The organism is Micromonospora sp. CNZ295 (assembly GCF_004217535.1).
Window position 1 is genome coordinate 1,820,681 of record NZ_SHKZ01000001.1, and the last position, 23,111, is coordinate 1,843,791.

A 23,111-nucleotide genomic window follows, 5' to 3' on the forward strand; every position below is an offset into this window, starting at 1 on the left:
GCGTCCTGACAATCAGGGGCCAAACTAATTAACCCACGACGACAGCCACCGCCAGGGCGAGGAAGAGTGCCTGTTCGACGCTGCGGATGCCCAGCGGGGTGGCCGGCTTGCCGCCGAGCGTGAGCCGGTGCCGGGCCGCGCGGACGTTGGCCGGGAACATGGCGATCATGAGCAGCGACAGGCCGGCGGCCGCCCACCGCGCCGTCACCGGGAGCAACAAGCCGGCGGCACCCGCGAACTCCAGGATCCCGGTCGCGGTGACCAGCAGGTCGGGGCGGGGCAGCGCCGGCGGCACCATCGCGATCATGTCGCCGCGGAACGACGGGGCGAAGTGCGCCGCGCCGGTGACCACGAACATCAGCGCGAGACCGACCCGCAGGGCGGGGTGCCACCCGTTCAGCACGTCCACCCCGGCGAGGCCGGCAGTCCGGGCCAGCGCGGTGCCGGCCAGCAGGGCGATAAGTGGAACCATGTGACCTCCTCGGCGCAATCTTGTCGCCGACAAGATTGCCCTCGGGAGGGACATCTTGTCAATGGAAAGATAGGATCGGCCGATGACCGGCACACGTGGCTACCATCACGGGAACCTGCGTCGGGTCCTGCTCGCCGCCGCGGCGGAGGTGATCGAGGAATCCGGCCCGGCCGCCCTGAGCCTGCGGGACCTCGCGCGCCGGGCCGGGGTGTCGCACGCCGCGCCCGCACATCATTTCGGCGACAAGGCCGGCCTGCTCACCGCGCTCGCGGTCGAGGGCTTCGACCTGCTCGCGGAGGCGCTGCACGCGGCCGACGGCGGTCTGGTGGACGCCGGAGTGGCCTACGTGGACTTCGCCGTCCGGCACCGGGCGCACTTCGAGGTGATGTTCCGTCCCGATCTCTACCGGGCGGACGCGCCGGAGGTGGCGGCCGCGCGGCAACGATCGGGGGCGGCCCTGCGGGCGGGAGTCGCGAACCTCCCGCCCGGCCACGGCACGGCGGGGGACACCGCCGGGGACGCCCTCGCCGCCTGGTCGATCGTGCACGGCTTCGCCACGCTCTGGAACGCCGGGGCCCTGCCGGAGTCGGTCGGGGACGACCCACGGGCGGCGGCGCGGTTCGTCATCCACCGCCTCTTCGGCCCGCGCTGAGTGGCCGTGGAGCGGCACCTCAGCGGGCCGGCCGGCCGCCCGCCGTGGAGTCCTCCGGAGCGGTCGCGACGTACTCCCGCATCACCGTCGCCACCTCGCGCAGGAAGCCGGCGGTCGCGGCCGCCTGCTCCGGGGTGAGCCGGGCGACCGCCCGTTCCACCCCGGCCAGCATCGGCCGCAGCGCCTCCCGCAGGTCGTCGTACGCCCGGTCGGTGACCTGGAGCGCCACCCGGCGGCGGTCCTGCGGGTGCGGCGTCCGCTCGACGTGGCCGGCGCGTACCAGCCGGTCGACCAGGGCGGTGGCCGAGGCCGAGCGGATGCCGAGCCGGTTGCCCAACTCGACCGGGCCGAGCGCGTCCGGGCTGGAGACCAGGTGATCGATGGCGGCGGCGTCGGTCACCCCGATGCCGAGCCGGCGGGCCAGGGCGCCCCGGGTGTTACCAGCGGCCCGGATCACCTCGCGCAGCGCGCGGGCGGTGTCGCTGGTGGACGGCGCCTCGCCGTACGGGCCGCGGCGCGCGCCGCGCCCGCCGGCGGTTGACGCGGGGTGAGCCACCGCAGAAAGCTAGCATCACCTAGCTAGAAAAACTAGCGATCGGAGGCGGGTATGCCGGACCAGGGACGCGGCCGCTGGTGGGGGCTGCTCGCCCTCAGCCTCGGCGTGGCGACGATCATCGTCGACGCCACGATCGTCAACGTCGCGGTGCCCGCGATCATCCACGACCTCGGCATCACCTCCGCCGACGCGCAGTGGGTCCAGGAGGCGTACACCCTGGTCTTCGCGTCCCTGCTGCTGGTGGCCGGCCGGTTCGCGGACCGGGCGGGCCGGCGGCGGATGTTCGTCGCCGGCGTGGCGGTCTTCGTCGGGGCCAGCGTGCTCGCCGCGGTGGCCGGGTCCGGCGAGGCGCTGATCGGTGCGCGGGTGCTCCAGGGGCTCGGCGGCGCGATGATGCTGCCCACCTCGCTGTCCCTGCTCAACGCCACCTTCGCCGGGCGGGAGAAGGCCATCGCCTTCGCGGTCTGGGGCTCCACCATCGGCGGTGCGGCCGCGCTGGGCCCGTTGCTCGGCGGCTGGCTGACCACCGAGTTCTCCTGGCGGTGGGCGTTCGGCGTCAACGTCCCGGTCGGCGCGGTGGTCATCGGCGCCACGCTGGCGCTGGTGCGCGAGTCCCGCGACGAACGCGCCGAGCGGGGTGTCGACTGGCAGGGCGCCCTGCTCTCGGTGGTCGGCATGACCGGCGTCGTCTTCGCGCTCATCGAGGGGCGGACCTACGGCTGGTGGGAGCGGGAGAAGCCGTTCAGCCTGTTCGGCCTGGACTGGACCGCCCAGATCTCACCGGTGCCCGTCGCCGGGCTGGGCGGGCTGACCGCCCTCGCGGTCCTCGTCGCCCACCAACTGCGCCGCAACCGCAGCGGCCGGCCGGCCCTGCTCGACCTGTCGCTGTTCCGGATCGGTTCGTTCCGCAACGGCGTCACGGCCGCGGCGATCGTCAGCCTGGGCGAGTTCGGCCTGCTCTTCGCCCTCCCGCTCTGGTACCAGAACGTCCTCGGCTACAGCGCCTTCGAGACCGGCCTGGCGCTGCTGCCGCTCGCCGTCGGCAGCTTCCTGGCCAGCGGTCTCGTCGCGCCCCTCGTCGGGCGGTGGGGCGCCGCCCGGGTGGTGCAGCTCGGCGTCGCGGCCGAACTCGTCGGCATCGCCGGCCTCGGCGTCGTCGTCGCCCCGGACACCCGCTGGTGGGCGCCGCTCGGCTTCCTCTTCGTCTACGGCGTCGGCGTCGGCCTGGCCACCGCCCAGCTCACCGGGGTGTCGCTGCGGGACGTGCCGGTCCGGCAGGGCGGCCAGGGCTCCGGCGTGCAGAGCACGGCGCGGCAGGTCGGCTCGGCGCTCGGCATCGCCGTGCTCGGCACGGTCCTCTTCGCCGGTCTGGGCGGCCTCCTGAGCGACCGGCTGGCCGACCGGCCCGACGTCGACCCGGCCCAGCGGGAGCAGGTCGTGGCCGCGGTCCGGGAGAGCGCCGGAGCGGCGATCGGCGGGCTCGCCGCCGACCCGCGTACCGCCCCGATCGCCGCGGAGGCGAAGTCAGCCTTCTCCGACGCCACCCGGTACGCGGCCCTCTCCGCCGCCGGCTTCCTGCTGATCGGCCTCGTCGCCTGCGCCCGGCTGCCGAGGGACCGTCCCCGACCGGCCGACCGGTCGCCGGAGCCGGCGGCGACCCCGGCCGGCTAGGGGCTTCGGCACCGGCCCGGTGGCCGTCACCAACTCGTCGGCAGCGGCATCCCCTCGGTGTAGCCGGCCGTGCTCTGCACGCCGACCAGCGCCCGCTCGTGGAACTCGGCGATGTTGTGCGCCCCGGCGTACGTGAAGGCACTGCGCACCCCCGAGATGACTTCGTCGATGAGGTCCTCCACGCCCGGCCGCTCCGGGTCCAGGTACATGCGCGCCGTCGAAATGCCCTCCTCGAAGATGGCCTTCCGGGCCCGGTCGTACGCCGAGTCCTCCGCGGTCCGGGCGCTGACCGCGCGGGCCGACGCCATGCCGAAGCTCTCCTTGTAGCGCCGGCCGTCCGCCTCGACATAGAGGTCGCCCGGCGACTCGTACGTGCCGGCGAACCACGAACCGATCATGACGTTCGAGGCACCGGCCGCAAGCGCCAGCGCGACGTCGCGCGGATGCCGGACCCCGCCGTCCGCCCACACGTGCCGGCCCAGCGCCCGCGCCGCCCCGGCGCAGTCCAGGACCGCGGAGAACTGCGGCCGCCCCACGCCGGTCATCATCCGCGTGGTGCACATCGCTCCCGGCCCCACCCCCACCTTGACGATGTCGGCGCCCGCCTCGACGAGGTCGCGTACCCCGTCGGCGGTGACCACGTTGCCGGCCGCGACCGGAACGGACGGATCGAGCGCGCGCACCGCCCGCAACGCCGAGATCATCCGCTCCTGGTGGCCGTGCGCGGTGTCCACGACCAACGTGTCCACCCCGGCCTCCAGCAGGGCCTTCGCCTTGCCGGTGACGTCTCCGTTGATGCCGACCGCCGCGGCGATGCGCAGCCGGCCCCGGTCGTCGACCGCCGGCTTGTAGAGGGTGGCGCGCAGCGCGCCCTGCCGGGTGAGCACGCCGACCAGCCGGCCCTGTTCGTCGACGACGGGCGCCAGGCGGCGGCGGCCGGCGGAGAGCCGGTCGAAGCCGGTACGCGGGTCGGCGTCCGCCGGCACCGTGTGCAGCTCGGTCGACATCACGTGCCGCAGTTGGGCGAACCGGTCCACGCCCACCGTGTCCGCCTCGGTCACCACACCGAGCGGACGGCCCGCGTCGTCGATCACGATCACGGCACCGTGCGCCCGCTTGGGCAGCAGGTGGATGGCGTCGCCGACGGTGTCGGTCGGGCCGAGTGTGATCGCGGTGTCGTGCACCAGGTGCCGCTGCTTGACCCAGGCGACGACGTTCGCGACCACCTCGATCGGGATGTCCTGGGGGATGACGGCGATCGCGCCGCGCCGGGCGACGGTCTCGGCCATCCGCCGGCCGGCGACCGCGGTCATGTTCGACACCACGATCGGGATGGTGGTGCCGGTCCCGTCGTCGGTCGCGAGGTCGACGTCGAGACGGGACGCGACCTCGGAGCGGGCCGGTGCCATGAAGACGTCGTTGTAGGTCAGGTCGTGCGCGGGGACCGCGCCGTTTAGGAACCGCACCCGGCCATCATGACCGTCCCCCACCCTCCGCGCCGCCGCTGGTGCGAGGAAGGGCCTCCTTGTTGACGTCTGCGGTAGTAGAAGACCCCTTCTTGACAGGAGCCGCGGTGGTCAGCAGCGAGCGGGTCACGCCAGCACCAGCGCCGCCGCCAGCGCGGCCATCACCAGTGCGATCACGCCGTCGAGGACCCGCCAGACGGCGGTACGCGCGAGCAGCGGCCCGAGCCGGTACGCGCCCGCGCCCAGGGCGGTGAACCACGCGAGGCTGGCCCCGGCCGCGCCCGCGCCGAACGCCCACCGGTGCGCATGCTGCTGGGCGACGCCGCCGAGCAGCAGCACGGTGTCCAGGTAGACGTGCGGGTTGAGATAGGTGAAGGCGAGACACGCCAGGAGCGTGGTGCGCAGGCGCGCCGGCGGCCGGTCGGTCGGCCGGAGCGCGTCGGGACGCAGCGCGCGCCGCCCGGCGAGCACCGCGTAGCAGGCCAGGAAGGCCGCGCCGCCCCAGCGGACGGCGGCGAGCAGCGCGGGCCGGTCGGCCACCAGGGCACCCATCCCGGCGATGCCAGCTCCGATCAGCAGCGCGTCGGAGACGGCGCAGGTGAGCACGACCGGTACGACGTGCTCACGGCGCAGCCCTTGCCGCAGCACGAACGCGTTCTGCGCGCCGATGGCGACGATCAGGGCGACGGACAGCGAGAACCCGGCGAGGGCGGAGGCGAGCACGCTTCGACGCTAGGGCGGGCCCCTTGCCGCGTCCAGCTAAAGATTCTGAGGATCCGTAAGCTGTTCTTATGTTGGACACTGCGCAGCTGCGTACCCTCGCCGCGGTCGTGGCCGAGGGCAGCTTCGACGCCGCCGCCCGGGTGCTGCACGTCACTCCGTCCGCGGTGAGTCAGCGGATCAAGACACTGGAGGAGGCGGTGGGCCAGGTGCTCGTCCGGCGGCACCGGCCGTGCCGGCCGACCGAGGCCGGGGAGCCCCTGCTGCGCCTCGCCAACCAGTTGGCCCTGCTGGAACGGGAGGCGTTGGCCGAGGCACGAGGTCCGCTCGCCGGCGGCCGGGGCCGGACCCGGCTGGCGGTGGTGGTGAACGCGGACTCCCTGGGCACCTGGTTCCCCGCCGCGCTGGCGCGGGTGCCGGAGCGGCTCAACCTCTCCTTCGACATCCGGCAGGACGACCAGGAGCACACCGCCGAGCTGCTGCGGGACGGCTCGGTGACGGCGGCTGTGACCGCCCAGCGGGAGCCGGTCCAGGGGTGCCGGGTGCAGCGGCTCGGCGCGATGCGCTACCGGGCACTGGCCGCTCCCCGGTTCGCCGATCGATGGTTCCCCGGTGGCCTCACCGCCGACGCCCTGGCCGAGGCGCCGGTGCTGGTGTTCGACCGCAAGGACCGGGTCCAGCACCGCTTCCTGCGTACGGTGAGCGGCCGCGAGCTGGACCCGCCGGTGCATTACCTCCCGTCCGTGCCGGCGTTCAGCGAGGCGATCCGGCTCGGGCTGGGCTGGGCTCTGGTGCCGGAGCAGATCGCCGGCGCCGACCTGGCGGCCGGCCACTGCGTCGACCTCGCTCCCGGACGTCACCTGGACGTCCCGCTGTACTGGCAGCACTGGCGCCTGGACTCGACGGCGCTGACGGCGCTGACCGACGCGGTCCGCGCCGTCGCCGCCGACACCCTGCGGTAAGGACGGGCCCCGGGTTAGCGCCTGCGGTAGTGGACGGGTCCCTCTCCTGACAGCCGTCCGTCCCGGGGCGGCGCGTCAGGAGATGGTGCAGATCGCGGCGCCGGCCGGGATGACCGCGCCCACCTCGGCGGACAGGCCGCCGACCGTACCCGCCTTGTGCGCGTGCAGCGGCTGCTCCATCTTCATCGCCTCCAGCACCACGACCAGGTCGCCCTCGGCCACCGTGTCGCCGTCGGCGACCGCGATCTTCACGATCGTGCCCTGCATCGGGGAGGTGAGCGCATCCCCACTGGCCGCGGCGCCGGCCTTGGCCCCACCGCCCCGGCGGGCGGGCTTCTTCGCCGCGGGCGACGCGGTGGTCGTACCCCCGCCGAGGCCGGCCGGGAGGGTGACCTCGAGCCGCTTGCCGCCCACCTCGACCACGACGGTCTCGCGTTCCGCCGGGCCCTCGGCGGCGCCGGCGGCAGCGGTGAAGGCTGGAACGGTGTTGTCGAACTCGGTCTCGATCCACCGGGTGTGCACGGTGAACGGCTCCGCGGTGAACGCCTCGTCCCGGACCACCAGGCGGTGGAACGGCAGCGCCGTGGCCATGCCCTCGACGACCATCTCGTCCAGCGCGCGACGGGCCCGCTCGATCGCCTCGGTACGCGTCTCGCCGGTGATGATCACCTTGGCGAGCAGCGAGTCGAAGTTGCCGCCGATGACGTCGCCGGCGGAGATGCCGGTGTCGACCCGTACGCCGGGGCCGGTCGGCAGGCGCAGCGCCGTGATCGTGCCCGGGGCGGGCAGGAAGTTGCGGCCCGGGTCCTCACCGTTGATCCGGAACTCGATGGCGTGCCCGCGCGGCGTCGGGTCCTCGGTGAAGCGCAGCTTCTCGCCGTCGGCGATGCGGAACTGCTCGCGGACCAGGTCGATGCCGGCGGTCTCCTCGGTGACCGGATGCTCCACCTGGAGCCGGGTGTTGACCTCCAGGAACGAGATCGTGCCGTCGGCGCCGACCAGGTACTCGACGGTGCCGGCGCCGTGGTAGCCGGCCTCCCGGCAGATCGCCTTGGCGGACTCGTGGATCTGCCGCCGCTGACCGTCGGTGAGGAACGGCGCCGGGGCCTCCTCGACCAGTTTCTGGTGGCGGCGCTGCAGCGAGCAGTCGCGGGTGCCGACCACCACCACGTTGCCGTGCTGGTCGGCGAGGACCTGGGCCTCGACGTGGCGGGGCTGGTCGAGGTACCGCTCGACGAAGCACTCGCCCCGGCCGAACGCGGCGACCGCCTCCCGGGTGGCCGACTCGAACAGCTGCGGAATCTCCTCCATGGTGCGGGCCACCTTGAGGCCGCGCCCGCCGCCGCCGAAGGCCGCCTTGATGGCGACCGGCAGGCCGTGGTCGACCGCGAAGGCCATCACCTCGTCGGCGTTGCCGACCGGGTCCGGCGTGCCCGGCACCAGGGGCGCTCCGGCGCGCTGCGCGATGTGCCGGGCGGTCACCTTGTCGCCCAGGTCACGAATCGCCTGCGGGGTCGGGCCGATCCAGGTCAGGCCGGCGTCGATGACCGCCTGGGCGAAGTCGGCGTTCTCGGAGAGGAACCCGTAGCCGGGGTGCACCGCGTCGGCGCCGGACTTCCCGGCGATGTCGATCAGCTTGTCGATGCGCAGGTAGCTGTCGGCCGCGGTGTCGCCGCCGAGCGCGTACGCCTCGTCGGCGAGGGCGGCGTGCAGGGCGTCCCGGTCCGAGTCCGCGTAGACGGCGACGCTGCTCAGACCGGCGTCGCGGCAGGCGCGGATCACGCGAACGGCGATCTCGCCGCGGTTGGCGATGAGTACCTTGCGCACCTTGGTGCTCCTCCCGGGAGGTCGTTGACCGGGAGTGTATCGGCCACTCTGACGCCCCTAACGATCGCTCAGTGTGGGATGCCGCACTGTTCCGGCGCGTTTAATCGGAGGCGCGGAGTCGTACCCGAATGGTCGACTACCGGCACCCCGGTACTGACCGTAGCGGCGAATGAGGAGCCAGAATGATCGAGGCCAGGGGGTTGCGGAAGTCGTACCGCAGCCGGGCCGGTCGCGAGACGAAGACCGTGGAGGCGGTACGCGGTGTCGATCTCGACGTGGGCGCCGGGGAGATCTTCGGGTTCCTGGGCCCGAACGGCGCCGGCAAGACGACGACGCTGCGTATGCTCGCGACGCTCATCGAGCCGGATGGCGGGGAGGCCACCATCGCCGGCGCCGACCTGCGCACCGACCCGGGGGAGGTGCGCCGCCGGATCGGGTACGTCGCGCAGGGCGGCAGCACGTGGGACGAGTCCACCGCCCGCGAGGAACTGGTGCTCCAGGCCCGGCTGTACGGCGTCACCAAGGCCGAGGCGCACCGTCGCGCGGCCCGCGCGCTCGACGCCTTCCAGCTCAGCGAGTACGCCGACCGCAGGTGCAAGACCTACTCCGGCGGCCAGCGCCGCCGGGTCGAGATCGCCCTCGGCATCATCCACGAGCCGAAGGTCGTCTTCCTCGACGAGCCCACCACCGGGTTGGACCCGCAGAGCCGAGCCCACATGTGGGACGAGATCCGCCGGTTGCGCGCCGACGGGATGACCGTGTTCATCACCACCCACTACCTTGACGAGGCCGACGCGCTCTGCGACCGGATCGCGATCATGGATCACGGCGAGGTGGTCGCCGAGGGCACCCCGGCGGACCTCAAGCGCGAGATCAGCGGCGACGTGGTGCAGATCGGTCTCGACGTCGCGGCGACGCAGCAGGCCGCCCGGCTGCTCGACGGCGAGGGGTACGTCAACGAGTCGGAGCCGCTCGACGAGGGTGGCCTGCGGCTCTTCGTGGACGACGGGGCCACTGCCATCCCGCGGATCCTCCGCCGCATCGACGCCGCCAACCTCGATCTGCGCTACATCGAGCTGCACCGGCCCAGCCTCGACGATGTCTTCCTCACCAAGACCGGCCGCTCGCTGCGCGAGTCCTGAGATCGGAGGCCACCGTGAAACTCGCCCGCGACACCTGGTTGATCTTCCAGCGGCAGTTCCAGCTGCTCCTGCGCAATCCGGTCTGGGTCTTCGTCGGTGTCTTCCAGCCGGTGATGTACCTGCTGCTCTTCGCGCCGCTGCTCAAGCCCGCGCTCAACGCGCCCAGCCAGGCCGAGGCGTACAAGATCTTCGTGCCCGGCCTGCTCGTCCTGCTGGCCATCTTCGGCGGCCTGTTCCAGGGCTTCGGCCTGATCGCCGAGCTGCGAGCCGGAGTGATCGAGCGGTCCCGGGTCACCCCGGTCAACCGGCTCGCCCTGCTGCTCGGCCGATCCCTGCGCGACGTCGTCTCGCTGATCGTTCAGGCGATCATCATCACGCTCCTGGCGCTCCTGTTCGACCTGCGGGTCTTCATCGGCGACCTGCTGCTCGCGTACCTGATGCTCGCCCTCATCGCGCTGATGACCTCCGCGGTCTCCTACGGTCTCGCCCTCAAGGTCAAGAGCGAGGACGCGCTCGCCCCGCTGATGAACACCGTGGCCCAGCCGGTCCTGCTGCTCTCCGGCATCCTGCTGCCGCTGGCCTTCGCCCCCGGTTGGCTGCAGGCCATCGCCCGGTGGAACCCGTTCTCCTGGGCGGTCGACGGCACGCGGGCGCTCTTCGCCGGTGACCTGGGCAACGACCGGGTCTGGCAAGGGCTGACCATCATCGCGGTGCTCGCCGTCCTCGGCGTCTACTGGGCCGCCCGCCAGTTCACCCGCAGCGTGCGGTGACAGGACCGGCCCTTGGCTGACACCCCGGGTAGCGAAGGGCTGCAGGTGCGAGTCAGTGGACCCGGGCGAGGGTGAGACCGTCGGCGATCGGCAGCATCACGGCTTCGACCCGTACGTCGGCCAGCACCTCGTCGTTGAAGGCGGCGATGGCACGGTCGTCCGCGTTCCCCGGGGCGATGACCCGGCCGTCGCGGAGGACGTTGTCGACCGCGATCACGCCGCCCGGCCGCATCCGCGGGACCAGCTCCGACCAGTAGATGGGGTACCCGGTCTTGTCCGCGTCGATGAAGGCGAAGTCGATGTGGCGTTCGTACGGCAGCTCGCGCAGCGTCTCGCCGGCCGGCCCGATCCGCAGGTCGATCCGGTCGTCGACGCCGGCGCGGGCCCAGTACCGCCGAGCGATGCCGGTGTACTCCTCGGAGATGTCGAAGCAGGTCAGCCGCCCGTCGCCGGTCAGGCCCCGGGCGATCGCCAGCGAGGAGAGCCCGGTGAACGTGCCGACCTCGACCGCCCGCCGTACGCCCAGCAGCCGGGTCAGGAAGGTGAGGAACGCGGCCTGCTCCGGCGCCACCTGCATCCGCGCGTCCCGGGGCAGGGCGGCGCGGGTCTCCTCGATCAGGTCGCGCATCACCTCGTCCGGAGGGCTGCCGTGGGCGACCAGATACGCGTGCAGCTCAGGGGTGAGCGGGATGGATTTCGTGGTCACGCTTGTTCTCCTGCTTCTGCTCCGGCTCGCGGGGCCTTCTGCTCCTGCGTGGCGGTCAGGCGAGTGGCTCGACGGTCTGGTTGCCCGGCGCGACCTTCGTCCACAGATCGGTGATCCGCAGGTCCAACTCGGCCAGGAGGTGGCGCAGCAGCGGCAGGGACAGGCCCACCACCGTGCCCGGGTCACCCTCGATCCGCTCGACGAAGGGCCCGCCCAGCCCGTCGATCGTGAACGCGCCCGCCACCGCCAGCGGCTCTCCGGTGGCCACGTACGCCGCCAACTCGTCGTCGTTGACGTCGGCGAAGTGCACCGTCGTCGAGGCGACGCCCTCGGCCCGGCGTCCCGCCTCGACGTCAACGAGGCAGTGCCCGCTGTGCAGGACGCCGCTGCGCCCCCGCATCCGCTCCCACCGGCGTACCGCGTCGTCCGCGTCCGCCGGCTTGCCGAGGATCTCGCCGTCGAACTCGAGGACGGAGTCGCACCCGATCACCAGCGTGCGCTGGTCGTCGGCGGGCCGCAGCCGGGTCAGGACGGCCTGGGCCTTGAGCCGCGCGAGCTCCAGACACAACTCGTCCGCCCGGTCCGTCACCACGAGGGATTCGTCGACGCCGCTGACCAGTACGTCCGGCTCGATGCCGGCGGCCTGGAGGGTCTTGCGACGGGCGGGGCTCGCCGAGGCGAGCACGAGACGGAGCGGCAGAGATCCGGGCACGAAGCCGACGCTACCGGTATGGCTCCCTCGCTGTGGGCCAAGGTTGCTTAGCTGGCGCGCCGAACCCCAGACCGGGAGCTCGACTCCGGATATACTGACCTGGCTTCTCGTATATAGAGGTGGTCATGACCAAAATTCTCGTAGACGTCGATGACGAAGCCCTTGCTGATGCGGCTGAAGCCTTCGGGACGAAGACCAAGAAGGACACCGTGAACGTCGCCCTGAGAGAGGGAGCGGCGCGCCTTCGCAGGGCCAAGGCGTTAGCCGAACTCGCGCGGCGTGGCGAGGCCGGTGACTTCGACGAGCTGCTCGACAAGTCGTCGTACCGGTCGTGAAGCTCGCCGACTACCTCGTCGACACCAGCGCATTGGTCCGACTCCTGCGCAGTCCGGAGCTGAGATCCCGGTGGGAGTCGCCCCTGACCGCGGGTCTGCTGGCTGTGTGCCCCATTACCGAGCTGGAGTTCTTGTACACCGCGCGCTCGCTCGCCGATCGCGAGCAACTGCAAACGCAGCTCCGGACGGTCTTCGGGTGGGTTGTCATGCCCGAGCGCGTCTACGCCCGAGCCGCTGAGATCCAGCAGGATCTGACGGAACGCGGGGCGCACCGCTGCGCGGGGGCAGTCGACCTGCTCGTCGCGGCGACCGCCGAGTATCACGGCTTGTCCCTGCTGCACTACGACCGCGACTTCGACCAGATCGCGAGGGTGACCGGACAGCCGGCCGCGTGGGTGGCCCGCCCGGGCTCAATCAAGTAGCCGGTTCTGGTCGCACGGAGGACGTGCTCACCGACTTACGCGGGGAGGCGGATCGTCACTCTGGCGACGGCGTCTGACGATGACGGCCCAAGCGCCTCCCGCGACCACGATCACCCCCAGAGTGACGAGGCCCCGGGTTGTCGCCGTGTTTCCGTCCTCATCGGGTTGTGCCTGGGCGGACGCTGGCGGGGTGGACGACGCGTCTGGCGCAGTGGATTCGAACCCGAGCGGAGGAACATCCGCGGTCAGCGCCGCAACGATGTCTATCACTCCGTAGCCGTACTGGTCATCACGGCCGGGCGGTCCCTTATCAATGGCTGTGGCAGTGAGTCGGTGTGCCACCTCATTCCGTGGAAGATGAGGGTGCTCAGCTCGGATCAAGGCGGCTGCCCCGGCCACGATAGCGGTGGCGCTGGATGTTCCCGTACCTTTGCTGTAGTTCCCGCCGATGCTCGTGCTGTAGATATCGACGGCTGGCGCTACCACATCTACCTCTGATCCCGCCACCGAAATGCTGGCAATTTCGCCGCTTCGGTCGATGCCCCCCACCGTAATGACATCGGGGTAGGCGGCGGGAAAAGCGACTCTGTCCTCCCCGGGGCGGTTCCCGGTCCCTGCAACCACGACAACGTCCGCACGAACGGCGGCTGCCACAGACCTTTGCAACTCGATGTCCGGATGCCCCGCCATTGAAATGCTAATTACCCTCGCGCCTTGGCTGACTGAGTAATCTATAGAGCGAGCCAGGCCTCCAGTGTCACCAGTAAGGTGGTCGATTGCGAAGCGTACCGGAAGTAGTTTTGCTTTTGGAGCGATGCCGAGGGCGCCCGTGGTCCCGGTGCGCCCATGGGCAGCAATCAGACCCGCCATGCTGGTGCCATGGCTATCCCGATCTGTGCGACCATCTCGGTTTCCTTCCGCAGTCAAGTCGACGCCGCCGAGCAGGTTGCCGGCCAAATCTGGATGTGCGTCGACTCCGGTATCTAGCACCGCAACAACCACGCCATCGCCCTGGCTAATCTGGTGTGCCTCGCCTGTCTTCAGGTATCGCAGATGCCACTGGTCACTCCGAATTCGGGCGATACCATCATCCGGCGGACCAGGCATTGCTGCCGGCCCAAGGAATGGTGGAGGTAGCAGACCGCATGCGGCAGTTGCTAGCAGAGCTGTTGCTCTTTGCCAAACTCCGGCCGTCACCGGTTCAGGCCGATGGCAGGTCCGGGGTCAATTGGTCCCTCGTCGTCCGGGGGACGAACGACTGGACTTACCCCGCGTTCCGTCTCCCAAGGGTGATCCGGATCCCAATGGCGCGGCTCCTCGCCCTCATCTGCCTGGCCTGGTCCCCGAGATCTTGCCCCCGGCGCAATATGCCCTGTGTCTACTGGCCCGGTGGGGCCAAGGAACGGAGGGATCCCGTGAGGCCCCCCAAAAAGGCGACTGCCACCGGGACGCGAGCCCGCTCCGCCGGCTGGTGCCGTGCCAGCGGCTCCTCCACTGATTACTCCACCAATCGGATTAACTCGACGAGGCTGACTGCTGCTGGCTCCGGGCTGGGTCAACCCCAGACCCGGCGGTCCGCCGATAACGCCGCCGGGCGGCGCAGCTCGCCAGGATGGCGTACCCGGGTGCCCAGTCCCGCTGCCCCTGCCGGCAATCGAGCGAGGAAGGTTGTCGACGTGTGGCTTGCTTTGGCCCACGACACGCTGTCCGGGATTCAGTGGCGGCGCTCCTGCGCTCGACGACGGTCCTGTTGGGGTGAGAGGTGTTGCTCCCGGACGCTGTGAATCAACGGGTGCTGGCGCCAGCCCTGCCCCTGCTCCGCCGAGGACTGGCCCGACCCCAGGTACGGTGCGCATCGCGACCGACCGTGCCGGAGAAGGCTTAGGGACTGCTGAAGCGCTGGGTGCCGGCATAGGCACAGGCACGATGGGTGGGATGACAGGGCTAGGCGTGCCTGCCGTTATGTAGGTGTTTGGTTCCTGTTGGTTGATGCCTGTGGTGCTTTTCGGCGCAGGTGGAGGTTGGCAGAGTGCTACGCGGGCTTGTTGGAGTTCGCTGCTCAGGCCGTACATGATGCCGCGCGCCTGAACGTTCAGCCGTTCCAAGTCAACGTCCGTCACCGGCGGCTCGGAGACACGGCTACCGACGATCGCCTTCGGGTCTGCCGCCGTCGCCTCGTACGACCGCTTCTGCTGGACCTTCACCGCGTACTCGTCGTGGATCTTTTCGAGGGCGGTCCGGGTGCTGCCGATGGCCTGCGTGGCGGCGGCCAGTGCGGTGTAGTTCGCAGCGGCGGCGTCGTGGGTCCGGCGCACCTGGTCGATCAGCTCGTCCAGCTCGCGGAGGTAGGCCTGCGACGCGGCATTCGTGTCCGGCGGCCATGCCTCAGCCAGGCCCCGCCGGTACGCCTGGAGGCGGCCGAGGTGGGCCTGTGCGAGATCGCAGACCTTGCGCCAGCCGGCGACGTGCCGCCACTGGTTGGTGGTGTCCTGGTCCTTGAGGCAGGCCCACATGCTCGCCACGTCCATCAGGTGCCAGTCGGTCAGGCCACCGGAGCGGCCGACGCCGGGTTCGTTCACGGCAGCACCACCGGCCCCGGCCTGGTGTGGTCCGGGACGGTCGGCGCGGAAGGACCGGTCGGGTCGCCCAGTACCACGGAGGGCTCGGCCAGGCGGGGTGCGGTCGGGGTGGCGAGCGCCCGCTCGACGTCGGCCACCCGCGCGGACGAAAAGGCGTCGGAGTCGCCGTACCCGTCGGCGACCTTGCCGGCGACGGCGGCCAGGTGGCTGGTCGCGCCGCCGACGCCCCAGACCATGTTGGCCGTCGCCTGCTGGGCCTCCCAGTGTGCGTGCAGGAACTGCACGAGCTCGACGAACGCGTCCGCCGGGTTGGGCACGGCGGCGGTCAGGTCCTCGGCGATGTACGACAGGTGCGGCGCGTAGTGCCGCTCGACCTCGATCTGAAGCTTGTCGGCGAACTCACGCAGCTGGCGGATGTCGGCTTCGATGCCGCCGTAGCTGCGGAGCCAGGCCGCTGGACGGTCCTCCTCGGGGATCATCGTCCCTCCCTACCCGTCACCGCACCGTTTCCCTGAGTGAGGTTAGCCGGTGCCATGCGGGAGTTGCAGCCCCAGCGCGGTGCAAACCGGACGGACGGCCGCCCCGCAGCATTCTGCCGCTGCCTGCACGCGGCTCGCGGAGCGTCTGGTCAGCGCGGCAGGCCGGAGGCGCGCCACGCACCGGGACCTGCGGCGACGGCCGGGCCGGCGGGGCGGGCGCTGCGCGCCCAGGTGGAGACGGCGGTGGGGGCGGACACCGCCGCCGGCCGGGACCGGGCCACGATCGCACCGACGAGGGCGGCCAGTTCCTCGGCGGTCGGCACGCCGCGGACGACCCGGAAGAGCGGCTCTTCGGCAGACATGCCGTCAGGGTACGCGGCCGGAACTTGACCTTCGCCGCACAGTGGCGTGCCGACGGTGTGACTGTGGTGCTCGCCGGGTACCGTCTCAGCGATGTCGAACGCGCTTCCCCAACTCGTCGCTGACCGATACCGGCTCATTTCGCCGCTCGGTCAGGGTGGCATGGGTCGGGTGTGGAAGGCGCGCGACGAGGTGCTGCACCGGGACGTGGCGATCAAGGAGTTGGTCCCGCCGCCCAGCCTGACAAACGAGGAACGCCGCGAGATGCGGGAGCGGTCGCTGCGGGAGGCGCGGGCCATCGCGCGGCTCAACCACATCAACGTGGTCCGCATCTTCGACGTGCTGCGCACGGACGGCGACCCGTGGATCGTGATGGAGTACGTGCCGTCGAAGTCCCTTCAGGACACCATCGCCCAGGACGGGCCGGTGTCGCCGGCCCGGGCGGTGGAGATCGGGCTGGGCGTGCTGGGTGCCCTGAAGGCGGCGCACAAGGCGGGCGTCATGCACCGCGACATCAAGCCCGGCAACGTGCTGCTCGGCAACGACGGCCGGGTGGTGTTGACCGATTTCGGTCTCGCCACCGTCCCCGGTGACCCGAACGTCACCCGCACCGGCATGGTGCTCGGCTCGCCGGCGTACATCGCGCCGGAGCGGGCCCGGGACGGCACCGCCGGGCCGGAGGCGGACCTCTGGTCGCTGGGCGCGACCCTCTACGCGGCCGTGGAGGGCAAGTCGCCGTACGCGCGGCCCTCGGCCATCGCGACCCTCGCCGCGCTGGCCACCGAGCCGCTGCCGCCGCCGAAGAACGCCGGGCCGCTGCGGCCGGTCCTCACCGGGTTGCTGCGCAAGGACCCGGAGGAGCGGATCACCGCGGACGTGGCGGAGCGGATGCTGCGCAAGGCCAGCGGCAAGCGCACGCGGACCATCCCGCTGCTCGACGGCGTACGGCGGCCGGGGCCGAACGGCCCACGCGCACCGCGTACCCCGGTGGTGCCCGCGCCGCGGCCGGCCGAGCGGCGGTCCGACAAGCCGGCGACCCCGCCGGCGCCGCGTACCCCCGAACGGGCGACCGGGCCCGCGGCGGCCGACGCGGACGCGGCGGCGAACGTGACGTCGGACATGGCCCCGACCGCGAAGGTCGACCGCCCGCCGGCCCCGACGGACGCCGATCCGACGACGAAGGTCGCCGCGACGGCACCGGGAGCCGAGCCCCGGTCCCAGCCCGACGACACCAAGGTCGAACCGGCCGCCACGTCCGTCCTGCCCCGCCCGGCGCCGGCCGGGCGCGCGCCGGTCCAGCCCACCGACGGCACGAAGCGCGACAACACGCGTCGTAACCTGCTGATCGGTGCCGTGGTGGCCGTGCTGCTGCTCGGTCTCGCCATCGCCGTGCCGCTGCTCGCCGACGGCGACGACGGTGGCGGCACCCCGGGTGCCGACCCGACCGGTGCCGCACCCACCTCGGTGGCGGCGCCGACGTCGGCTCCGCCGAGCCTTGCGCCGAGCAGCGCCGCCCCGACCGGTTCGGCGCCGGCGAGCCCGGCGACGAACGCCCTGCCCGCCGGCTGGAAGCTGCACGAGGACCCGGCCGGGTTCGCGCTGCCGCTTCCCGAGGGCTGGGTACGCCGCAACGCCGGGACCAACACCGTCGTCTTCGACGAGCCGAACGGGGTGCGTGAGCTGCTCGTCCAGTGGACCGACAGCCCGAAGCCGGACGCGGAGCGGGACTGGAGGCAGCTCGAGCCGGCCCGGAAGAACTACGTCCGCGACTACAAGTACCTCAGCATCGAGCGGTGCGACTACGGCCTGACGTGTGCCGACTGGGAGTGGCTGGAGACCCGGGACAACACCCGGATCCACGTCCGCAACCGGGGCTTCGCCACCGCCCGCAATCGCGGTTACGCGCTGCGCTGGGAGGTCGCCGAGAAGGACTGGGCGGCGAACCTGCCGAACTTCGACCTGATCATGACGGGTTTCCGCCCCGACCGCCGGGACTGACGCGCTCGCGCCGGCATGACCCTCCTCCGTCCGGGGTATCTGACTGCCCACGACGGAAGGAGGCACGAGATGAGCTACCGGCAGAAGGACAGCCGCCCCCGGTTGGCACTGTGGATGCTCGTCGCTCTCGGTGACGTCGTCCTGCTGCTCGCCAGTGCCGGCCTGCCGGTCCTGGTCGCCCTGCTCACCGTCGTCACCGGCACCGTCGCGGGGATGGTGTCCTGGCGGCTGTCCCGCCGCGGCTCCCACGCCCGGACCGACGTCGCCACCGTCCCGGTGCGCCGGCGGGCCTGACGTTCCGTCGACCGGACGGCGGGGCGGCAGTCGGACCGGCCGGTCCGGCTGCCGCCAACCCGTCAGCGGGTGTTGTTGGCCAGTGCGATCAGCCGGCTCCGGTCACCGTTCCAGTGGTTGCGGTCGACGGCGCCACTGATGCCGGCGACGCTGCCGGAGGACGTGTACTGCCAGAAGCTCCAGACGGCCGCGCCGGGCGGCAGGGCGCCGGGCGAGCTGGCCCACCGGGCGAGCCAGAGCGGGTGGTTCGCCCACGGCGCCGACCAGCTGCCGGTGCAGGTGTTCCACCAGCTGGTGGTGGTGTAGATGACGGCGTAGCGGCCGGTGCGGGAGCGGTAGGTGTTCAGGAAGTCCTGGACCCAGTTGCGCATTCCCGTGGTGCTGAGGCCATAGCAGTAGCCGCCGCTGTAGGGGTTCGCCTCCAGGTCCAGCGCCGCCGGGAGGGTGCGGCTGTCCGCCGACCAGGCGCCGCCGTTGGAGGCCAGGTAGTTCGCCTGCGTCGCGCCGGAGGAGATGTTCGGCCGGGCGAAGTGGTACGCGCCGCGGATCACCCCGGCGTAGTACGCGTTGGTGTAGTTGGCGTTGAACCTGGGGTCCTTGTAGCTCGTCCCCTCGGTGGCCTTGATGAAGGCGAACTGGATTCCGGCGTTACGGACGCTGGTCCAGTTGATCGTCCCCTGGTAGTGGGAGACGTCGATGCCGGGGACGGTGGCCGCGGCCGCGGGGGTGGCGGTGGCGACGAGGGCCGTGGCCGCGGTGGCGACCGTGGCGAGGGCGGTGGCGAGGACACGGCGCAGTGACGATCTGGTACGGGTCATGGCTGCCTCCAGGGACGCAGATTGATTGACTCTCATCATTGAAGATGAATGTCGATGGAGGCAACAGGTGTGGGGAAAAGTTTCATGACCGGATGTGTCGGCGACCAGGACGCCGGGGACGGCGATCCGTTCGGCATCGAACCGGCTGCACATCATTCGGGCCGGCGTCAGCGGAGCGACCGGCGACGAGGGCGGTAGGCTCCCCGCCCATGACCGCGATCGACGGGCTGACCGGGTTCTGGGACACGCTGCTCGGCGCGCAACCGGATCCGCCCCCGCTACTGGTGCTGCTCACCGGCCTGGCCGCCCTGGCGGTCGTGGCCACCCGGCTGCCCTGGCGGATCGGCCGCAACGCCGTGACCATCGCCCACGAGGGCGGGCACGCTCTGGCCGCCGTGCTGACCGGCCGCCGGCTGCACGGGATCCGGCTGCATTCGGACACCTCCGGGCTCACCCTGTCGGCCGGCCGGCCCACCGGACCCGGCATGGTCCTCACCCTGCTCGCCGGGTACATCGCCCCACCGCTGATCGGTCTGGCCGGCGCGTGGATCCTCGGCGGCAACCGGATCACCCTGCTGCTGTGGATCGCCGTGGCGCTGCTGCTGGCCATGCTGATCATGATCCGTAACGTGTTCGGGGTGCTGTCGCTGCTGGTCACCGGCGGGATCGTGCTGGCCGTCTCCTGGTACGCGACCCCCCAGGTCCAGGCCGCGTTCGCGTACACCGGGGTGTGGTTCCTGCTGCTCGGCGGCGTCCGTCCCGTCGTCGAGCTGCAACGGCTGCGTGCCCGGGGTCGGATGCCCGCCTCCGACGCCGACCAACTGGCCGGGATCACACCGTTCCCCCCGTTCTTCTGGGTCTCGGTGTTCGCGCTGGTCAACCTGGCCGTGCTCGTGGTCGGCGCGCTCCTGCTGGCCGGTCCGATCCTGACCGACGCCGGCCTGACTCGCTGACTCCCGGCCCGACAGTTTCCCATCGCGCCGCGGAAATCCGGGGCCGCCGGCAACCCGGTGCACCCGCCGGTGCGTGTTCCCTGCGACCGTCACGGGGGAGGTAGCGCAGGTGCCGGACGTCGACGGGTTCGACGAGTTCTACCGCGGCAGCCGGCAGCGGCTGCTCGGGTTCGTCTACGTGCTCACCGGTGACCTCGCCGAGGCCCAGGACGCGGTGCAGGAGGCGTACGTCCGGGCGTGGCAGCGCTGGTCGACGGTGAGCGGGTACGACGAGCCGGAGGCGTGGGTGCGGGTGGTGGCGAGCCGGATCGCGGTCAGCCGGTGGCGCAGCCTCCGCAGCCGGGCCCGCGCGTACCTGCGCCACGGTGCCGTCGAGAGCGTGCCCGGTCCGGGCACCGAGAGCATCGAGGTGGTCGAGGCCCTGCGCCGGCTGCCCGAGGCGCAACGGGTCGCGATCGCGCTGCACTACCTGGTGGGGATGCCCGTCGCGGAGGTCGCCCGGCAGACCGACACGCCGGTGGGCACGGTCAAGGCCCGGCTGTCCCGGGGGCGCGTCGCGCTGGCCGGGCTGCTCGCCGTCACCGACCTGGAGGGGGCTACCGATGCGTGAGGAGCTGAGCTTTGTCGAGCGGGTGCAGCGCGACCTGGGTGAGGTCCGCTGGGTGGAGCCGGCGGAGATCCGGGCCCGCGCACGTCGCCGCAGCCGTCGGACCGCCCTGGTCGCCGGCTGTGCGGTGGTGGCGACGCTCTCGGTGGCCGCCGCGGTGACCGGTCACCGCCCGGAGTACGGGCGGACATCGCCGCCCACCGTGAGCGCTGCGGCACCGCCCACCGTGAGCGCTCCGGCGGCGCCCACCGTGAGCGCTCCGGCGGCGCCCACCGTGAGGGCGACAGCGGGGCCTCCGGTCAACTCGGCCGGCCGGGTCGAAGTCCCGCACGAGGCGCTCGTCCAGCAGTCGGACCTTTCCGCGCGGACCGAGGTCCAGCTCGGTGAGCCCGGGCTGGGCGGCACGGTCGACGTGGGCCTCGGGCTCGACCGATGCAGTGCGGGCCCGCGGACGGAGGCCTGGGTGAGCCGCTCGCAGACGCTGCTGCGGCCGGGCGGCGCTGGCCGACGGCTCGGGGACATCCTGCTCGCGCAGGACCTGTACCGGCTGCGGGGCGACGAGGCGCAGCGGTTCTTCCAGCAGGTACGCCAGCGGCTCGCCGCGTGCCGGGAGTGGCGCGAGGTCCGGTCGGTCGAGGACCGGGGCAAGGCCTTGACGGTGGAGAGCACGCACCGCTGGGACGCGCCGCGGGTGGACTTCGCCGGCGACGAGGCACTCCTGTTGCGTCACTCGGCCACCCCGGACCGGAATCGCACCACCGGCGACGTCCTCGGCGGACCGAAGCTGGATCAGCAGGTCGTGTTGCGGGTGGGCGACCTGGTGACGGTGCTCTTCCTGAAGGACGCCAGCGAGCCGGATCTGGTCCGCCTCGCCGAGACGGCGGGCCGGCGCATGTGCGTCGCCGCCAACCCGTCCTGCTGACCGGGCCCGTTGGACGTCAAGAAGGGGCCCCTCCGCTACCGGAGGCGTCAAGAAGGGCCCTTCCTCACCTCTACAGCGGGATGTTGCCGTGCTTCTTCGGGGGGAGGGTCTCCCGCTTGGTGCGCAACACCCGCAGGGCACGGACGATCTGCGTCCGGGTCTCGTGCGGCGGGATCACCGAGTCGATGTACCCGCGCTCGGCCGCGATGTACGGGTTGGCGAGCGTGTCCTCGTACTCGGTGATCAGCTCGGCGCGCCGGGCCGCCGGGTCCTCGGCGCCGGCCAGCTCCTGCCGGTAGAGGATGTTCACCGCGCCCTGGGCGCCCATCACCGCGATCTGCGCCGTCGGCCAGGCGAAGTTCAGGTCGGCGCCGAGGTGCTTGGAGCCCATGACGTCGTACGCCCCGCCGTACGCCTTGCGGGTGATGACGGTGACCTTCGGGACGGTCGCCTCGGCGTACGCGTAGATGAGCTTCGCGCCCCGGCGGATGATGCCGTCCCACTCCTGGCCGGTGCCGGGCAGGAAGCCGGGAACGTCCACGAACGTCAGCACCGGGATGTTGAACGCGTCGCAGGTGCGCACGAAGCGGGCCGCCTTCTCGCTGGCGGCGATGTCGAGGGTGCCGGCGAAGTGCATCGGCTGGTTCGCGACCACCCCGACCGGGCGACCCTCGACCCGGCCGTAGCCGACGACGAGGTTCTGCGCGTACAGCGGCTGGACCTCGAGGAACTCGCCGTCGTCGAGGACGTGCTCGATGACCCGGTGCATGTCGTACGGCTGGTTGGCCGAGTCCGGGATCAGGGTGTCCAGTTCCCGGTCCTCGTCGGAGACGTCGAGGTCGGCGGGGGTGTCGTAGACCACCGGCTCGTCCAGGTTGTTCGACGGCAGGTACGACAGCAGCGCCTTGACGTACTCGATCGCGTCCTCCTCGTCGGTGGCGAGGTAGTGCGCGTTGCCGCTGCGCGTGTTGTGGGTGCGGGCACCGCCCAGGTCCTCCATGGCGACGTCCTCGCCGGTGACGGTCTTGATGACGTCCGGACCGGTGATGAACATGTGGGAGGTCTGGTCGACCATCACGGTGAAGTCGGTGACCGCCGGCGAGTAGACGGCGCCGCCCGCGCACGGCCCCATGATGAGCGAGATCTGGGGGATCACCCCACTGGCGCGGACGTTGCGGAAGAAGATCTCCCCGTAGAGGCCGAGCGAGGCCACGCCCTCCTGGATCCGGGCGCCGCCGGAGTCGTTGATGCCGATGACCGGGCAGCCGATCTTCATGGCCAGGTCCATCACCTTGACGATCTTCTCGCCGAACACCTCACCGAGCGAGCCGCCGAAGACCGTGAAGTCCTGCGCGAAGACGCAGACCTGGCGGCCGTCGATGGTGCCGTAGCCGGTGATGACGCCGTCCCCGTACGGGCGGGTCTTCGCCAGTCCGAAGTTGGTGGACCGGTGCCGGGCCAGCTCGTCCAGCTCGACGAAGGACCCCTCGTCGAGCAGCAGCTCGATCCGCTCCCGCGCGGTCTTCTTGCCCCGCGCGTGCTGCTTCTCCACGGCGCGAGCCGACCCGGCGTGCACCGCCTCGTCGACCCGGCGCTCCAGGTCCGCCAGCTTGCCCGCGGTGCTGTGGATGTTGATCCCGGTCTCGGTAGTCACCCAGGGAATATAACGATGGTTCAGGCCGGTGCCG

24 protein-coding genes are annotated in these 23,111 nt (G+C 71.7%); 12 read left to right on the forward strand and 12 right to left on the reverse strand.

The window, feature by feature from the left end; genetic code table 11:
* Window positions 1–28 precede the first annotated feature (28 nt).
* The gene (locus EV376_RS08750) at window positions 29–472 is read right to left on the reverse strand and encodes a DoxX family membrane protein (protein WP_130321630.1); all 444 of its coding nucleotides are present in this window, start codon (window positions 470–472) and stop codon (window positions 29–31) included.
* A gap of 82 nt (window positions 473–554) precedes the next feature.
* Here EV376_RS08750 and EV376_RS08755 point away from each other — a divergent pair, with 82 nt between their 5' ends.
* The gene (locus EV376_RS08755) at window positions 555–1,124 is read left to right on the forward strand and encodes a TetR/AcrR family transcriptional regulator (protein WP_130321631.1); all 570 of its coding nucleotides are present in this window, start codon (window positions 555–557) and stop codon (window positions 1,122–1,124) included.
* A 19-nt stretch (window positions 1,125–1,143) separates the two neighbouring features.
* Here EV376_RS08755 and EV376_RS08760 read toward each other — a convergent pair whose 3' ends face one another.
* Window positions 1,144–1,680, reverse strand: coding sequence for a MarR family transcriptional regulator (locus EV376_RS08760; protein WP_130321632.1), 537 nt, complete (start codon window positions 1,678–1,680; stop codon window positions 1,144–1,146).
* Between the two features lie 51 nt (window positions 1,681–1,731).
* On the opposite strand from EV376_RS08760, the gene EV376_RS08765 reads away from it, so the two are divergent.
* Window positions 1,732–3,351 (forward strand): DHA2 family efflux MFS transporter permease subunit, encoded by a 1,620-nt coding sequence (locus EV376_RS08765; RefSeq protein ID WP_130321633.1) that lies wholly within the window; start codon window positions 1,732–1,734, stop codon window positions 3,349–3,351.
* A gap of 26 nt (window positions 3,352–3,377) precedes the next feature.
* Here EV376_RS08765 and EV376_RS08770 read toward each other — a convergent pair whose 3' ends face one another.
* The gene (locus EV376_RS08770) at window positions 3,378–4,817 is read right to left on the reverse strand and encodes a GuaB1 family IMP dehydrogenase-related protein (RefSeq protein WP_130321634.1); all 1,440 of its coding nucleotides are present in this window, start codon (window positions 4,815–4,817) and stop codon (window positions 3,378–3,380) included.
* Between the two features lie 126 nt (window positions 4,818–4,943).
* Complete coding sequence (locus EV376_RS08775) at window positions 4,944–5,540, reverse strand: LysE/ArgO family amino acid transporter (protein WP_130321635.1); 597 nt, start codon at window positions 5,538–5,540, stop codon at window positions 4,944–4,946.
* A 68-nt stretch (window positions 5,541–5,608) separates the two neighbouring features.
* On the opposite strand from EV376_RS08775, the gene EV376_RS08780 reads away from it, so the two are divergent.
* Window positions 5,609–6,499 (forward strand): LysR family transcriptional regulator ArgP, encoded by an 891-nt coding sequence (locus EV376_RS08780; RefSeq protein ID WP_130321636.1) that lies wholly within the window; start codon window positions 5,609–5,611, stop codon window positions 6,497–6,499.
* A gap of 75 nt (window positions 6,500–6,574) precedes the next feature.
* Here the strand turns inward: EV376_RS08780 and EV376_RS08785 are convergent, their stop codons facing one another.
* On the reverse strand, window positions 6,575–8,326 hold the full coding sequence (locus EV376_RS08785) for an ATP-binding protein (RefSeq protein WP_130321637.1): 1,752 nt from the start codon (window positions 8,324–8,326) through the stop codon (window positions 6,575–6,577).
* A gap of 182 nt (window positions 8,327–8,508) precedes the next feature.
* On the opposite strand from EV376_RS08785, the gene EV376_RS08790 reads away from it, so the two are divergent.
* The gene (locus EV376_RS08790; protein ID WP_130321638.1) at window positions 8,509–9,468 is read left to right on the forward strand and encodes an ATP-binding cassette domain-containing protein; all 960 of its coding nucleotides are present in this window, start codon (window positions 8,509–8,511) and stop codon (window positions 9,466–9,468) included.
* A 14-nt stretch (window positions 9,469–9,482) separates the two neighbouring features.
* Window positions 9,483–10,238, forward strand: a complete 756-nt coding sequence (locus EV376_RS08795; RefSeq protein WP_130321639.1) for an ABC transporter permease — start codon at window positions 9,483–9,485, stop codon at window positions 10,236–10,238.
* A 52-nt stretch (window positions 10,239–10,290) separates the two neighbouring features.
* Here the strand turns inward: EV376_RS08795 and EV376_RS08800 are convergent, their stop codons facing one another.
* Together EV376_RS08800 and EV376_RS08805 are read right to left on the reverse strand one after the other, a co-directional pair.
* Window positions 10,291–10,944 (reverse strand): O-methyltransferase, encoded by a 654-nt coding sequence (locus EV376_RS08800; protein WP_130321640.1) that lies wholly within the window; start codon window positions 10,942–10,944, stop codon window positions 10,291–10,293.
* Between the two features lie 55 nt (window positions 10,945–10,999).
* Window positions 11,000–11,656, reverse strand: coding sequence for a Maf family nucleotide pyrophosphatase (locus tag EV376_RS08805; RefSeq protein ID WP_130321641.1), 657 nt, complete (start codon window positions 11,654–11,656; stop codon window positions 11,000–11,002).
* 125 nt (window positions 11,657–11,781) lie between these two features.
* Here EV376_RS08805 and EV376_RS08810 point away from each other — a divergent pair, with 125 nt between their 5' ends.
* On the forward strand, window positions 11,782–11,991 hold the full coding sequence (locus tag EV376_RS08810; RefSeq protein ID WP_130321642.1) for a type II toxin-antitoxin system VapB family antitoxin: 210 nt from the start codon (window positions 11,782–11,784) through the stop codon (window positions 11,989–11,991).
* Window positions 11,988–12,413, forward strand: coding sequence for a PIN domain nuclease (locus EV376_RS08815; RefSeq protein ID WP_130321643.1), 426 nt, complete (start codon window positions 11,988–11,990; stop codon window positions 12,411–12,413). Before EV376_RS08810 ends, EV376_RS08815 begins: the two co-directional genes overlap by 4 nt.
* A 27-nt stretch (window positions 12,414–12,440) precedes the next feature.
* Here the strand turns inward: EV376_RS08815 and mycP are convergent, their stop codons facing one another.
* From mycP to EV376_RS08835, 3 genes are all read right to left on the reverse strand, one after another.
* A complete protein-coding gene (gene mycP / locus EV376_RS08820) occupies window positions 12,441–13,520 on the reverse strand; it encodes a type VII secretion-associated serine protease mycosin (RefSeq protein WP_130321644.1) in 1,080 nt (359 codons plus the stop codon).
* 1,468 nt (window positions 13,521–14,988) lie between these two features.
* Complete coding sequence (locus tag EV376_RS08830) at window positions 14,989–15,471, reverse strand: hypothetical protein (RefSeq protein WP_130321646.1); 483 nt, start codon at window positions 15,469–15,471, stop codon at window positions 14,989–14,991.
* Between the two features lie 149 nt (window positions 15,472–15,620).
* Entirely contained in the window at window positions 15,621–15,833 is a 213-nt protein-coding gene (locus EV376_RS08835) for an acyl-CoA carboxylase subunit epsilon (protein ID WP_130321647.1), read from the reverse strand.
* Window positions 15,834–15,924: 91 nt separating this feature from the next.
* On the opposite strand from EV376_RS08835, the gene EV376_RS08840 reads away from it, so the two are divergent.
* Window positions 15,925–17,829 (forward strand): serine/threonine protein kinase, encoded by a 1,905-nt coding sequence (locus EV376_RS08840; RefSeq protein WP_130321648.1) that lies wholly within the window; start codon window positions 15,925–15,927, stop codon window positions 17,827–17,829.
* A 69-nt stretch (window positions 17,830–17,898) separates the two neighbouring features.
* Entirely contained in the window at window positions 17,899–18,123 is a 225-nt protein-coding gene (locus EV376_RS08845; RefSeq protein ID WP_130321649.1) for a hypothetical protein, read from the forward strand.
* A 62-nt stretch (window positions 18,124–18,185) separates the two neighbouring features.
* Here EV376_RS08845 and EV376_RS08850 read toward each other — a convergent pair whose 3' ends face one another.
* Entirely contained in the window at window positions 18,186–18,941 is a 756-nt protein-coding gene (locus EV376_RS08850; protein ID WP_130321650.1) for a GH25 family lysozyme, read from the reverse strand.
* A 209-nt stretch (window positions 18,942–19,150) separates the two neighbouring features.
* On the opposite strand from EV376_RS08850, the gene EV376_RS08855 reads away from it, so the two are divergent.
* The 3 genes from EV376_RS08855 to EV376_RS08865 all read left to right on the forward strand — a co-directional run bounded on the left by EV376_RS08855 (window position 19,151) and on the right by EV376_RS08865 (window position 21,423).
* Entirely contained in the window at window positions 19,151–19,894 is a 744-nt protein-coding gene (locus tag EV376_RS08855; protein WP_130321651.1) for a M50 family metallopeptidase, read from the forward strand.
* Window positions 19,895–20,003: 109 nt separating this feature from the next.
* Entirely contained in the window at window positions 20,004–20,504 is a 501-nt protein-coding gene (locus EV376_RS08860) for a SigE family RNA polymerase sigma factor (RefSeq protein ID WP_130321652.1), read from the forward strand.
* Window positions 20,497–21,423, forward strand: a complete 927-nt coding sequence (locus tag EV376_RS08865; protein WP_130321653.1) for a hypothetical protein — start codon at window positions 20,497–20,499, stop codon at window positions 21,421–21,423. The genes EV376_RS08860 and EV376_RS08865 overlap by 8 nt, the downstream gene beginning before the upstream one ends.
* A 70-nt stretch (window positions 21,424–21,493) precedes the next feature.
* Here the strand turns inward: EV376_RS08865 and EV376_RS08870 are convergent, their stop codons facing one another.
* The gene (locus EV376_RS08870; RefSeq protein ID WP_130321654.1) at window positions 21,494–23,077 is read right to left on the reverse strand and encodes an acyl-CoA carboxylase subunit beta; all 1,584 of its coding nucleotides are present in this window, start codon (window positions 23,075–23,077) and stop codon (window positions 21,494–21,496) included.
* Window positions 23,078–23,111: the final 34 nt, after the last annotated feature.